Consider the following 13,469-nt stretch of genomic DNA (forward strand, 5'->3'; position numbering starts at 1 on the left):
TATCAACAGCTACTACGTCTCCACCACGCAGGGCTTCGCGTCCGGCATCAGCAATGGCGGCCTGAACGCGCCGGTCGGCGCCGGCGTCTTCGACTACACCGAGGGCGTCTTCCCGACCAACGTCTATCAGAATGCAAACTACTTCCGCGACGTCGTGTTCGCCCCGTCCAACATCATCGCGCTCCTCAACACGTCGACGATCTATGCCAGTGAAGCGGCCGGCACGGCCACCGTCACCGTCACACGCTCCGGCGACCTCTCGTCGCAAAACACCGTCGAGTACACGACGAACGAAATCGGTACCGGCGGAAGCGCAACGGCAGGATCGGACTTCATCCAGCCCACCTTCAACGGTCGGGCGAACACCGGCCAGATCGTCTTCGCACCGGGCGAGAGCACGAAGAGCTTCACCATCCCGATCGTCAACGATCAACTGATCGAAGGCAACGAAACGTTCGCCATCGGCCTTCAAAATCCCGGCTCCGGCTCCCTCGGGGCTCCACGCACTGTGCTCGTAACCATCGTCGACGACGACTCACCCGCCTCGATCGCTATGGCGGACGTCGTGGTAAGTGTCGCGGAGAGCAGCCCGACGGCGACGATCACGCTGCTCCGCAGCGGCAACGTCAGTCAGGCAGCCACGGCCGGCTTCACGACGAGCAGCGGCAGCGCACTTGCAGGATCCGACTACACGACCACATCCGGCACGGTGACCTTTGCTGCCGGCCAGGTGAGCCAGACCATCTCGGTGCCGATCATCAATGATGCGACGCCGGAGAACGACGAGACCTTCACCATCACCTTGAGCAATCCGACGGGCGCCACGCTTGGCGCTCAGGCGACAACGACCGTGAAGATCCTGGACAACGACAACCCCGCTCTCGGCAATCTCGTGGGCGAGACGGCCGTCTCGGGGCTGAACCAGCCTGCGGCGATGGACTGGACTCCCGACGGCCGCTACATGTTGGTCGCGCAGAAGGACGGCGTGGTGCGGGTGGTGGACAACGGCACATTGCGATCGACTCCGCTCATCGACCTTTCGAGCGAGATCAATGATTTCGGTGATCGCGGGCTGCTGGGGATCGCGGTGAACCCGAATTTCGCAACCAACCACTATGTCTACCTGCTCTACACCTACGATCCGCCCGAGACGGCGGGCCAGAGCGGCCTTGCGGCCGCCGATCAGGGCGGCAACCGACCTTGTCGTCTGGTGAGGGTCACTGTCGACTCCAGCACGATGATCGCCGATCCGGCCAGCGAAGTGGTGCTGGTCGGCAAGAACAGCACCTGGGCCTATACCAGCCGTCCCGACGCGAACAGCGGCGGTGATCCCAGCATCGTTCCTTCCGGGATCGTCAACGGCACCACGATCACGGCTCCCGCCAGCCAGATCGAGACAGGAGCGCAGGACAACGATCCCGACAGAGCCGGCATCCAGAACCAGAACATCCGCGACTATCTTGCGACCGACAGCGATTCGCATTCGATCGGCGCCGTTCATTTCGGCCCCGACGGGTACCTCTACATGACGGTCGGGGATGGCACATCGTACAACTTCGTCGATCCCCGCGCAGTGCGGGTCCAGGACATCCATAACCTCTCGGGCAAGCTCTTGCGCATCGATCCTGTCACGGGCGAGGGAGCGCCGGGCAATCCGTATTATCAGGCCGGCGATCCAAACAGCAATCAGTCGAAAGTGTTCTACTACGGCGTCCGCAACGCGTACCGCTTCAGCTTCGATCCCGTCACGAATCTGCCTGTGCTCGGAGACGTGGGCTGGAACAACTGGGAAGAGCTCAATACGGGGCCCGCGGGCTCGAATTTCGGATGGCCCTACTTTGAAGGTCCGAACAAAACCGCCAGCTACCAGAACCTCTCGCAGGCGATCACCTTTTACAACAATGGCAACCGCAACAATTTGTCCGACCCGCCTGCCGTGTTCCCGATCCTGCCTCTGAGCCACGGGGCACCGGACAACTTCCACGTGATCACCGCGGGAGATTTCTACAATCAGAACACGATGTTCTTCGACGACGTCTACAATGGAACGATCTTCGCCGCGACGCTCGATGCGAACCGGCAGGTCGCAAGCGTCCAGTTGGTGGACAACGTGCAAGGCATTGTGGACATGCAGAAGGGGCCCGACGGCTGGCTCTATGGTGCCGATATATATGACGGCACGATCCGGCGTTGGGTGGACCCCTCGGCCGCCGGCAACGTGGGCCTCGCGGCGTCATGACGACGAGTGCGCCGGGAGCCCCACTTGTGAGACTTGTATAGGTCAGTGGGGCACGCCAGAGCCGATGCCCTCACCGCACTTGCATGCTTTGAGACAGTCGTCCCGCCGGTGCAGTTCCGCATGATTCCGGCCACATGACAGGAGTCATGCTCCCGGACGGCCAATCGTCGTCCACAGTCGGCTGTCGCTCGGCATCTGCATGCGGACCCAACGATACGGCACCCGCGACCAGAGCTTAATCTCGGGCACGAGGTTATCGAGGATCAGGTCGCCGCTACTGGCGCGCACCACCAGCACAAGGTGATGGTCCCCAGAGCTGGTGACTACTTCGCTCAATAGCAGGACCCGCGCGGGCCAGCCGCGTTGCAGCAGTTCGTGACGCTTGCTCACTGCGTAGTCGTTGCAATCACCACGATCGGGGTTAACGATCCACTCCTCACCTGCAAGGCCGAGTTCATTAGGCTGCGGAGCAATGGCGCGGTTCACGGTGCGATTGACTGCTTTCAGCTCCGCCCACCGTTCCTTCGTCAGCCGGGTCGGCCCGCCGCGGAATGAGCGCCGCGGGCGACACTCGGCCTGATAGCGCAGACAAAACACCGTATAAGTGAGGGGCGGAAGGGTCGGGCGTCCCTGCTCGATATGCGCAAGGGCCGCTTGCGAAGCCCCTGGCGCGGTCAACAATGCCGCGCCCGCCCACTGAACGCTCCCGATCATGACTGCCAAGGCTGTCGCAATGATCGGTCCCGAGGTTGGTTGCATCTGCCGATCCCCCTGCGAACGCCGAACAAGGCCAGGATCCTCACCGCACAGCGCGGCCGCCCCGTCGTGGGAAACGCGTCGATTATATTATTTAATCCTATTTCAATTTAAATAGACGTTCAATGCTTTAATAGCAATTAAATAGACATGGGAAGGTCGCAGCAGGTATCCGCGGTTCGTGCCCCAGGAAGAATGGGGAAGCACGAGTGGGGCGAGAAGTCCTGATCGGCTGGGTCGTCCGATCGAAAGGCTCATGAAGCGCGCACGTGCGTCTCGCGGATACGGAGCTGCAGCAAAAGCTCAACGTCAAATTACAATAAATCTGTTGATTTAATTATTCACTGAGGCAAGTCTTCAAAATGGACTTTCCCGGACAGGATTGCATATGCCAGATGAGTTGCTCGTCATTCTGGGGGCCGAAGCTATAATCCTTGCCTTCGTGACCGCGATGACACTGTACGCCAGGCGAATGGACGTACTGAGCGGACGTTCGTTCGAGCGATCCTTGGTCTCGCCCACGGGCAACAGGCATCCGTCACGGTCGATGCGTCGAAAGCCGCGCGATTTACTGAGGTTGATCAGGCGGTGGGGTGACTTCACCACGTTCGCTGCGCTAAATATCCTGCGGCGGCCTGACATCACCAGAACGCAGCGGCGGGGCTTTCAAATCAGACCGCAGACTCCGTCCCGGCCCGTGATGCGCTTTCGTCGGCCGGGCACGCCCGCCGCCGATGCGTCCGGCCGCCCAGCCGCGCTTTCAGGGGCAGGTCGCAACGCCGGCGACCAGGGATAGGGCGCCGGCGCCGAATGCATGCGGTCGAGCGCTGCTTGCTTCCGCGACGCCTCAGCGCTCCTTGAATGCACGCTCCGCCTGATCGTGCAGCGGCTTGAGCAGATAGGACAGCGCGGTCCGACCAGCTGTCTTGATGAAGACCTCGACCGGCATTCCTGGCAGCAGCTTGGCCGAACCGAGCTTCGCCAGCTCCTCCGGCTTCAACAGGATGCGACCGGTGTAGTAACTCGTGCCGGCACGCTGATCCTGCGTGATGTCTGCCGAGACCATGCTCACTTCGCCGTCGATCTCGGGCGTGGTCTTCTGGTTGAACGCTGCGAAGCGCATCGTCGCTGTCTGCCCCACATAGACCTGGTCGATATCCTTCGGTGCGATCTTGACCTCGACGGCAAGCGAATCCGCGTCAGGCACGATCAGCATGATTTGCTCGCCGGGTGAGATGATGCCGCCGACCGTGTGGACGCTGAGCTCGTGGACGCGGCCGGATTGTGGCGCCCTGATATCGATCCGATGCAGTTGATCGACCGCCGCAGTCTTGCGCTCGCCCAGTTCGGAGAGTTTTGAGCGCGTTTCGATGAGGTCCTTGCCGACTTCCGTCCGCAGGTCCTGGTCGATCTGAATGCTCTGGAGGCCGATTTCGGAGATCTTGCCTTTCGATTGCGCAATCATGCCGGCCAACTGGCTGCGCTCGCCTTCGATGCGTGCGGAGTCGCGCTCGAGGGAATTGAGCCGCGTGATCGGCACCAGATTCTTCTGCCAGAGGCTGCGCACGCCCTCGAGCTCCTGGCGGATGAACTCGACTTCCTTCTGCTTGGCCTCGGTCTGCCCCGTATAGCCCTTGATCTCGTTCTCCAGCTGCGCGCTTCTCTCCTGCAACTGCGCTTTTTGGCCGCTCCTTGCCTGACGGCGGAGGTCGAACAGCTTCCGCTCCGCAGCGATTGCACGGCTCGCCTCGGAGTTGTTCTCCTTGGCTCGGTCGAGCAACACCTTGGGAAACACGACCTGCTCGGCACCATCGCGCTCGGCCTCGAGACGAGACTGGCGCGCGAGCAGCTCATCGATGCTGTTCGTGACGATCGTCGCATTGGCGAGCGTCTGAGTCTCGTCGAGGCGGATCAAAACGTCGCCTGCATTGACCCGATCGCCCTGGCGCACGCGCAACTCACCCACGATCCCACCCGTGGAGTGCTGAACCTTCTTGACGCTCGAATCCACCACGACCACGCCCTGGGCGATCACCGCGCCCGACAATTGGCTCGTTGTCGCCCAACCGCCGATCCCAAATGTCACCAGACCGAACATGATCATACCGACGATCATATAACGCTGGATGGATTGCAATGCCGGCGCCACCACCTGGCCGTTCATCGGTTGCCTCCTTGAGCTTCCGCGACCACCTTGAGCGGCACGGGATTTCGCAAGACCTTCTTGAGGACCTCCTCCCTCTTGCCGAAGGACTGAACCCTGCCTTCCCCGAGGCACAAGACATGATCGACGCCTTCAAGCGCCTTCGGACGATGGGCAACCACGACGACGATCCCGCCGCGACGGCGCACGTTCAGGATCGCCTCGGTCAGCGCCTCCTCGCCCTCGGCGTCGAGATTGGACGAGGGCTCATCGAGCACCACCAGGAATGGCTTGCCGTAGAAGGCGCGAGCGAGCCCAATGCGCTGCCGCTGCCCCGCCGACAGTGCTAATCCTCCCTCGCCGATCTTCGTGCCGTAGCCATCCGGAAACGAAAGGATGAGATCGTGCGCGCCCGCGGCATGCGCGGCCTCCAGAACAGCGGCGGCGGTCGCCTGCGGATCGAAACGCGCAATATTCATCGCGATGCTGCCGTCGAACAACTCCACGTCCTGAGGCAGGTACCCGATGTGCTTGCCGAGGGCGTCAGAAGACCAGTGATCGAGTGCGGCGTTGTCCAGCCGTATCCGGCCTCGAATGCCCGGCCATACCCCAACCAGCGCACGTGCCAGCGTCGATTTGCCGGATCCGCTCGGACCAATGATTCCAACCGCCTGCCCGCACCGCAACTGGAACGACACGTCATTGACGGTGGGCTGCTCCGAGTTCGGAGCGCCGATATAGAGATGCTCGACGGTGAGAGTTTCAACAGGAGGAGGCAATGCCAGCCGCTCCTCCTCGCCGGGCAGAAGTTTCAGCAAAGCATCGAGCCGCCCCCCCGATTGCCGCGCAGCAACAAACCCTTTCCAGTTCGCAATGGCCATTTCGACAGGCGCCAACGCCCGCGCCGTGAGGATTGATCCGGCAATGATGATCCCGGCCGTCGATTCCTGGTTGATGACGAGGACTGCGCCGACGGCGAGAACCAGCGATTGCAAGATCGCTCGAAAGAGCTTGGAGACGCCTCCGAGCCCGTTAGCGACGTCGCTGGCCCGCTCATGGGCCGCGAGGTACTTCGCGTTGACATCCCGCCAACGCAACGCCGCCTGCTGCCGCATGCCCATGGCCTGCAGAACCTCGGCATTTCGCCGTCCCTCGAGCGCCAGTGCCGCTCGCGAGACTGCGAGACGCGAGGACGCCTTTGCCGGCCCGCGCGTCCGGGTTTCCGTGAGCATGGTAATGCCGATCAACACCAACGCGCCGGCCAGCGCAGTGACGCCAATCCAGAAGTGAAAGAGGAAGCAAACGCCGAGATAGATCGGCATCCAGGGTAGATCGAAGAGCGCAGTCGGCCCGCCGCTCGACAGAAAGCTGCGGACCTGATCCAGATCCCGCACCGGCTGCAGGCCGTCGCCATCGGCCCTGGTCTTCAAAGGCAGACGAACAAGCGCGTCGAATATGCGAACGCCGAGCCTTTCATCCAAATACCGCCCGACCCGCGCGCTGATCCTGCTTCTGACGAAGTCGAGCCCCCCCTGAAACACGTAGAGGACCGTGGCCAGAACCATCAAGGCGACCAGCGTCGGTATGCTGCGTCCGGGCAGCACGCGGTCGTAGACTTGCAGCATGAAAAACGAGCCGGTGAGCATGAGGAGATTGCTCATTCCGCTGAAGGCCGCGAGAGCCCAGAAAATACGGCGACAAGACCGCAGGAAAGCCGACATCTCCGACTGCGGTTCCTCATAGGGCTCCGCCGGTCCGGACCGACCAGCGAACATCCGTTGCCGCAGGGCCTCGACCGGCCGCCTCGCCAAGCCGATCAGTCGCGTGGGCCGCAGTTCGGCGTCATCCGCCCACTGTCGTCCGGACGCCCAGAGCTCTGATATGTGAAGAAGTGGAATCCGAATGAGATTCGCGGGCGGGGGGAATCCCCCCCGCCGTCCAAAGTCAATCATGGTAGTCGCCCTTGAACCATGCCTTTGACGGAAGATCCCCCAAGAGATCCCCAAGGCAGTTGTTGAGTACTACTCGGTGTGGATGCTCACACCTTACGCGAAGTGGAAGTCCTGGCTGGTCAACGAACCGACCTTCATGTTCTTCAGCGTGAGCGTGTCGTCCCCCGTCGCGATGACGACGTCGCCGCCTGATTGGGTCGCGTGGGAGAGAACACTGGCAAAACTGTCGAACACGCTCTTACTAAACTCGATCGTGTCGTGAGCAGGTCCGCTGGCAACGAAGCCCTTGATGACATCGTTGCCGAAATTCGCGGCAAACGAGAAAGTGTCGGCCTTGCTGGTGCCAACGAACACGTCATTGCCTGAAGTGCTCGTCTGTGTGTTGCTGGTCGTTGGGCTCGAAGTAGCAATGGTCTGCGTGGTGCTCGTGGACGACGTAGCCAGGCTCGAAGTACCGACCTGCCCATCGCCGTTGAGATCCTGATGGAAGCTTGTCTCAAGCGACTTGAGGCCAGAGTCCGTACCCGACACCGAGCCGCCCGAGGTGGAGCCGGTCAGGGTGCTGACATGGGAGACGTAGTTGCCGTCGTTGTCGGTGTTCCACGCCGTGTATTGACCGGTGCTCGCCTCCTTCCAGGCAACCTGATAGCCCGTCGCCGTCTTCTCCGCGGCGATGGGAGCCCAGGTGCCATCTGACCCGCTCACGAAATCGGCACCGCCATCCTTCAGCGAAGGGCCCGTTCCGCTGCTGCCGTTGAGGTAGAATTTGCCGCCACTCTCAACGAGACTTGTCACACCAGCCGACTCGACGACCTTGCCAGTTGTCTGCGCTGGCGACGTCGGTGCGGTTGCTGTGGAAGTACCGATCTGACCGTCACCGTTCAGATCCTGATGGAAGGTGGCCTCCAGCGATTTCAGGCCGGAGTCCGTACCCGACACGGAGCCCCCCCACGTTGACCCGGTCAGGCTGTCGACATGGGAAACGTAGTTGCCGTTGTTGTCGGTGTTCCACGCCGTGTACTGACCGGTGCTGGCCTCCTTCCAGACAACCTCATAGCCCGTCGCAGTCTTTTCCGCACCAATCGGTGCCCAGGTGCCATCCGACCCCTTCACAAACGCCACACCGTCATCCTTCAGCGTGGGGCCCGATCCGGTGCTGCCGTTGAGGTAAAATTTGCCGCTGCTCTCAACGAGAGTTGTCGAGCCGGCCGACTCGACGACCGTACCGGCAGTCGGCGACGTGGGCGCGGTCGGCGACGACGGTGACGTCGGGGCCGAGGTGCTGATGCTCGCCGCGAACGCGGTGGACGCCGTGCCGGTGTTGCCTGCCGCGTCCGTTGCCTTGGCGGTGAGGCTGTGCGAACCGGCTGCTAGGGCAGCGCTGGTGTAGCCCCACGCGCCACTGCTGTCGGCCGTGACGGTCCCGATCTGGGTCGTGCCGTCGAATACCTTGACGACGCTGCTCGCTTCCGCCGTGCCCGACAACACCACCTGATTGGCACTGTTCACCGTATGGCTGGCCATGGTCGGCGCGGTCGGCGCTTTGGTGTCGACGGTGATTGCCAACGCAGACGACGCCGCGCTGGTCTGACCCGATGTGGTAGTCGCCGTTGCGGTCAGCGTGTGCTTGGCGTCAGTCAGGACCTTCGTGATGTAGTCCCAATTGCCGCTCGAATCCGCGGTCGTCGAACCAATCTGGGTCGTACCATCGTAGAACTTGACCGTGCTGCCGGCAGCAGCGGACCCCTTGAGCTCGATGGTGTTGTCGTTGGTGATCTTGTCGCCAGCGGTGCCGCTATCGGTCGAGAACGACGCGATGACGGGAGCGGATGGTACAGTCGGGGCAGACGGGGCTGTTGAGCCCGAGCCGCTGTTCGCAGACGTGTTGAGCGTCGCGACAAGAGTCCCGCTGTCATCGACGTTGCCGGTGTAAACCGGGGAGTTGCCGGTGAATGCCGTCGGGCCCCAATAACCCCCGCCCATATGATTGTTCGTGACGACCACTCCCGTGACCGATCCGCCGTTGAACTGGGCCGAGCTGTAGATGTTGTAGCCACCACCGTACAGCAGGTTGTTGTCGACAGTGACGTCCGAGACGGGCCCGAAGTAGTTGTCGATCATGATCGCAGCCGTTTGGGTATGGTCATTGATGACCGTGTTATGGCTGATCGTGATGTTGGAGTTATTCCCGTCGATCGAGATACCGTCGTAGTGCGGAGATCCCGACGCGATCATATCGTGGATATAGTTGTCCTTGATGAGGGTATTCCCTCCATCCACTCCGATCCCGTTCTCGACGTTGTAGATGTTGTTGGCGATGAACGTCCCTTGACCCATGATTCCATAGTCGCCGTCGTTGCCCGAGCCGACGCCATTGATCTCATTGTGCTGGATCACCGCCCCGGTCACACCCGTCGCAACCCTCACGGCGTAGAACGCGTCGGTCGTAACCTTGCAGTTCTCCAACGTGACGTTCGGAGCGTTGATGAAGACCGATCCATGGATGTCGAGGCCGCTGATCACGGCGCCCGCTGTGTTGATTACGAGATCCCCGTAGTAAGGAGTGAGGGTCACGCCCGCCGACACTCCAGTGTTCGTAGCATCAGGCCACGCAGTCGTCGTTGCCAAGATAAATTTCTCCTTCGCAGTTAAATCGAACGTGGGCGCATCATCCCCAAAGGCGCGCCACGGGCCGTGTCATGCTCCATCGGCGGGGGCTTTTTTGGGACAAGACGGCGGCGCGACTAGGGTCATTTTTTGGGTCCAACGCTCGACTTAATTCAGCGGGATTAAAAAAAACCGAAGCAACTCCGCCATATAAGCTGCACCAGATTGCGAGTGTTCGCGCGTTGCCACAAGAGCACACCGCGAACTTTTTCACTTCAATCTTCGTCAGCGCCGGCAGAGAGGGTCGTGCTCATCCACCAGCACGGGGCGCTCGGCATTTTCCAATTTAATTGGCGATATATAATCCCTGCCTTCAGCAAAGGATTACTGGCAAGACGCTCCTGGCCACACCTCACGAGAGATGTGGCGTTCGAAGGAGCCGCTTGGAGGGCCTGATGTTGAATCGCGCGCGGAGTTATCCCGCAATCGACCGCCGCTCACGCCAGGCTCGCTGCGTTGTTGCCAAAGCTACGCTGAAGATGCCCTTTCCGGCAGGCAAAGAGCCCAGGCGGCCCCGTGTTTTTACGGCCCGGACGAACTGGAGGGATGGCCGTGGTCTGGACGGTGGAATGCCAATGGGCCACAATATTCTCGTGCATCGAGATGGAGCGTTATCGGACCGCTGATTGCCCTCGTTTTCTTCGTTCAGATCGGAAGTGATCCATGCACTATTTCCGGAAGTCTGTTTACAGAATACTTGATCTGGTTTTGGCGCCGTTCATCCTGCTTTTTGCTCCGCTTGCAATCCTCGTGAGTCGCCTTCGTGATCGAGCCCCCTTGTCGAGGTCTGTCTGCGACAGATTTCAGTTCGCCATCGTGCGGCATCACTACTACGAGCCCATCGTTTTTCCGGCAGACCTGAAGCGCGATCTCGATCTGCCGAGGCAAATAGCCGGACTGAACCTGAACGAAGCGGCACAGCTCGCTCTGATCGCGCAATTCAACTACCGGGACGAACTACTCGCAATTCCGGTCCATCAAAAAGGCCCGGGCGAATTTGGCTACCACAACGGCTCCTTCGAGCCTGGAGATGCCGAATTTCTTTATAATATGATCCGTTACTTCCGACCCAAACGCATCATCGAGGTCGGCAGTGGAAATTCGACCCTCATGGCCCGCCTCGCGATAGCGGCGAACAGGAAGGACGATCCACGATATCATTGTGAGCAGATCTGCATTGAGCCGTTTGAGCAGCCGTGGCTCGAATCGACTGGCGTGACGGTTTTGAGAAAAAAGGTCGAGTGCTGTCCCGACAGCCTGTTCGAGACGCTGGACGAGAATGACATTCTCTTTATCGACTCATCCCACATGATCCGGCCGCAGGGTGACGTGCTGCACGAATACCTGCACGTGCTCGGCCTGCTTCGCCCCAATGTGATCATCCATGTCCACGACGTCTTCACGCCGCACGACTATCCCGCTCAATGGATACTTCGCGACCGCTGGCTGTGGAATGAACAGTATCTACTCGAGGCGTTCCTGAGCTTCAACCCGCATTTCGAGATCATTGGCGCGGTCAATTGGCTCGCCCGTTCCCACAGAGACAGGCTGAACGACGCATGTCCGGTTCTGATGCGCGAACCCTCGCGCCAGCCCGGTTCGTTCTGGTTCCGGCGGGTGGCATAGGCAGGAGGCCCGAAGCCAGGCACTGATTACCTCGGGCCGGCACGGCGGCCTGTCGCGTCATCGACATTTTCTCGCCAGACCGGGACGTTCTTCACAATCGAGCTATAGCCCCACTTGCCTCTGCCCATCCGGTTGTTCGTAAAAGAAACCCCGTCGACCGCCCCGCCATTGAATTGCGCCGAGCTGTAGACCGTGTAACCGCCGCCTATCAGCAGGTTGCCGTCGACTTCAATATTCGAGATCGGTCCGAAATAATTGTCGATCATGACCGCCGAGGTCTGCGTGTGCGCATTGATGACCGTGTTGTGCCTGATGACCACGTTGGAATTGCCGCCATCGATCGAGATGCCATCGTAATGCGGAGAACCGGACGCAAGGAGATCGTGAATGTAGTTATCCTGGATGAGCGTATCGGACCCGGACACCCCAATTCCGTTCTCGACATTATAGATGTTGTTTCCGACAAACGTACCCTGGCCAACGATGCCGTACGAACCATCGTTGCCGGAGCCGACGCCGTTGATCTCGCAATTCCGGATCACCGTGCCCGTTACACCCGGCTCGATTCTCACGATGTAAAACGACGCGGAAGTCACTCGGGAGTCCGTCAACGTCACGTTCGGCGCCTTGATGTAGACGCGGCCTGCAATGTCGAGGCCTGAGAAGGTCGCGCCGGCCTGATCCGCCACGACGTCGCCAGACGGCGTCAGCTTCGCGTCCGGCCGCACTCCCGTATTCGTTTCGTTGGGCCACTCGGACCTGTCGCGCTCGGCCGCGCGTGCAGCAACTCCACCGGCTTCGAGGCTCGCTACCGCAAGCAATAGAAGCGCCTGAACAAGGATCGGCTGCCGCATCTGGAGGCGCCCCCGGCTTCGCTATTGGGCCATCCGCTCCTTCGGCTGGCCCATCTCACCCTTCAGTCCCGCGACAAGTCCTTCGACCGCTGCGCGACTGTTGCTTGGCGCGCCCTGCAGCAAGAACCTGAATGCGTACATGAGCGAAACCGCAACTCTCAGAGGCAGCGACCACGGAAAATGCCGTCGCACGAAGCGAACGCAATTGCGGTGCTGGAGATAGACGGAGAGCACCGAAGCTCTGCCCGATCCCGTCGTCGTACCTCGCTTGTGAATGACGATCGAATCGGCCGCATAACCGAGCCCCAAGTGCCTTGCGCGAAGCCCCCAATCCATGTCCTCGTAAAACAGAAAATAGCTTTCATCCATGAGGCCGATCCGCTCGATGCACCAACGGGTCACGTACATCGATGCCCCCGAAGGGCTATCCATCGCGTCTTCAACGGCGGCGATGTTGCAGGACATGTCAATAAGCTCTCCCAGGCCTATGGCAACGTCTCTCGCCGCCAGCCTCTGCCAGGAAAGCCCGCCGCGAAATCTCACGTGATCTGCGTCGAGGCTGTCCAGAATGGTGCTGCCCACCATCGCCTTTCGGCCGGATTGTGCCCGTTCGTGCAGCGCCGCCAAGGCAGATTCGGTCGGCTGAGTATCGGGATTCAGGATCCAGATGGCGCACCAGGTGGGTATCGCAGAGAGGGGACGCAACCACGCGTTAATCCCGCCGGCATAGCCCAAATTGTCGTAGGCGCACCCCACCCAGACATTTGACGATCTTCCGCGCAGAGACAGGCGCTGAACGTTCGTAAACCGGCTGGTGTTGTCATCTAGGGCGATTCCAAACGATTGGCCCCGCCGGCAGGGCCCTTCTTCGCTGATCAGGGCGCTTACAAGGTGGTGATAGGCATCACGACCGCCATTCTCGCAAATGAAGATGTCGAAAGTGGGCGACGTGGTCGCACGCGACAATGCCAACAGGCAATCAACGACGTCCTCCGAGTTCCGGTAACCGACGATGAGCACCGCGACCTCGGAAACGAGGCTCTCCGCCAGCCCATACGAAGCATCGGTTTCGCCAACCTTCAAAGCGGTCGCCATGGGAACTTTCGCTGCACGATTTAATAAATTATCTACATTCCCTATATTTAAATGACGGATATTGCAATCACATTTATTTTGTTTAATATGCGATTAATAGCCGCTGCATGCGCTTGGGCAAGGTCCTATCGTCATGA

Annotated in this window: 8 protein-coding genes; 2 read left to right on the forward strand and 6 right to left on the reverse strand. The window is 60.5% G+C overall.

The annotated features are described in order from the left end of the window. The first annotated feature begins 154 nt into the window (after nucleotides 1-154). The gene (locus GGD67_RS04410) at nucleotides 155-2,239 is read left to right on the forward strand and encodes a Calx-beta domain-containing protein (RefSeq protein ID WP_210286304.1); all 2,085 of its coding nucleotides are present in this window, start codon (nucleotides 155-157) and stop codon (nucleotides 2,237-2,239) included. A gap of 144 nt (nucleotides 2,240-2,383) precedes the next feature. On the opposite strand, the gene GGD67_RS04415 is transcribed toward GGD67_RS04410, so the two are convergent. The 4 genes from GGD67_RS04415 to GGD67_RS04430 all read right to left on the reverse strand — a co-directional run bounded on the left by GGD67_RS04415 (nucleotide 2,384) and on the right by GGD67_RS04430 (nucleotide 9,718). Then, entirely contained in the window at nucleotides 2,384-2,998 is a 615-nt protein-coding gene (locus tag GGD67_RS04415; protein ID WP_179731080.1) for a transglutaminase-like cysteine peptidase, read from the reverse strand. An 844-nt stretch (nucleotides 2,999-3,842) separates the two neighbouring features. After that, a complete protein-coding gene (locus tag GGD67_RS04420; protein ID WP_179731082.1) occupies nucleotides 3,843-5,159 on the reverse strand; it encodes an HlyD family type I secretion periplasmic adaptor subunit in 1,317 nt (438 codons plus the stop codon). Then, on the reverse strand, nucleotides 5,156-6,913 hold the full coding sequence (locus GGD67_RS04425) for a type I secretion system permease/ATPase (RefSeq protein WP_179731453.1): 1,758 nt from the start codon (nucleotides 6,911-6,913) through the stop codon (nucleotides 5,156-5,158). The genes GGD67_RS04420 and GGD67_RS04425 overlap by 4 nt, the downstream gene beginning before the upstream one ends. 270 nt (nucleotides 6,914-7,183) lie before the next feature. Then, on the reverse strand, nucleotides 7,184-9,718 hold the full coding sequence (locus GGD67_RS04430; protein ID WP_246784218.1) for an Ig-like domain-containing protein: 2,535 nt from the start codon (nucleotides 9,716-9,718) through the stop codon (nucleotides 7,184-7,186). A gap of 702 nt (nucleotides 9,719-10,420) precedes the next feature. Between GGD67_RS04430 and GGD67_RS04435 the strand changes: the two genes are divergently transcribed. Beyond that, nucleotides 10,421-11,383, forward strand: a complete 963-nt coding sequence (locus tag GGD67_RS04435) for a class I SAM-dependent methyltransferase (protein ID WP_038948887.1) — start codon at nucleotides 10,421-10,423, stop codon at nucleotides 11,381-11,383. A 26-nt stretch (nucleotides 11,384-11,409) separates the two neighbouring features. Here GGD67_RS04435 and GGD67_RS04440 read toward each other — a convergent pair whose 3' ends face one another. Both GGD67_RS04440 and GGD67_RS04445 read right to left on the reverse strand, forming a co-directional pair. Then, the gene (locus GGD67_RS04440; RefSeq protein WP_179731084.1) at nucleotides 11,410-12,237 is read right to left on the reverse strand and encodes a right-handed parallel beta-helix repeat-containing protein; all 828 of its coding nucleotides are present in this window, start codon (nucleotides 12,235-12,237) and stop codon (nucleotides 11,410-11,412) included. 21 nt (nucleotides 12,238-12,258) lie between these two features. Further along, a complete protein-coding gene (locus GGD67_RS04445) occupies nucleotides 12,259-13,332 on the reverse strand; it encodes a glycosyltransferase family 2 protein (RefSeq protein ID WP_179731086.1) in 1,074 nt (357 codons plus the stop codon). Nucleotides 13,333-13,469: the final 137 nt, after the last annotated feature.

The sequence above is a fragment of the Bradyrhizobium sp. IAR9 genome (assembly GCF_013408065.1).
Classification (GTDB): domain Bacteria; phylum Pseudomonadota; class Alphaproteobacteria; order Rhizobiales; family Xanthobacteraceae; genus Bradyrhizobium.

What these genes read in the sequence shown, in the direction of transcription:
- GGD67_RS04415 (WP_179731080.1), bottom strand. Translation starts at nt 2,998, where the DNA reads ATGCAACCAACCTCGGGACCGATCATTGCGACAGCCTTGGCAGTCATG.
- GGD67_RS04420 (WP_179731082.1), bottom strand. Translation starts at nt 5,159, where the DNA reads ATGAACGGCCAGGTGGTGGCGCCGGCATTGCAATCCATCCAGCGTTAT.
- GGD67_RS04425 (WP_179731453.1), bottom strand. Translation starts at nt 6,913, where the DNA reads ATGTTCGCTGGTCGGTCCGGACCGGCGGAGCCCTATGAGGAACCGCAG.
- GGD67_RS04435 (WP_038948887.1), top strand. Translation starts at nt 10,421, where the DNA reads ATGCACTATTTCCGGAAGTCTGTTTACAGAATACTTGATCTGGTTTTG.
- GGD67_RS04440 (WP_179731084.1), bottom strand. Translation starts at nt 12,237, where the DNA reads ATGCGGCAGCCGATCCTTGTTCAGGCGCTTCTATTGCTTGCGGTAGCG.
- GGD67_RS04445 (WP_179731086.1), bottom strand. Translation starts at nt 13,332, where the DNA reads ATGGCGACCGCTTTGAAGGTTGGCGAAACCGATGCTTCGTATGGGCTG.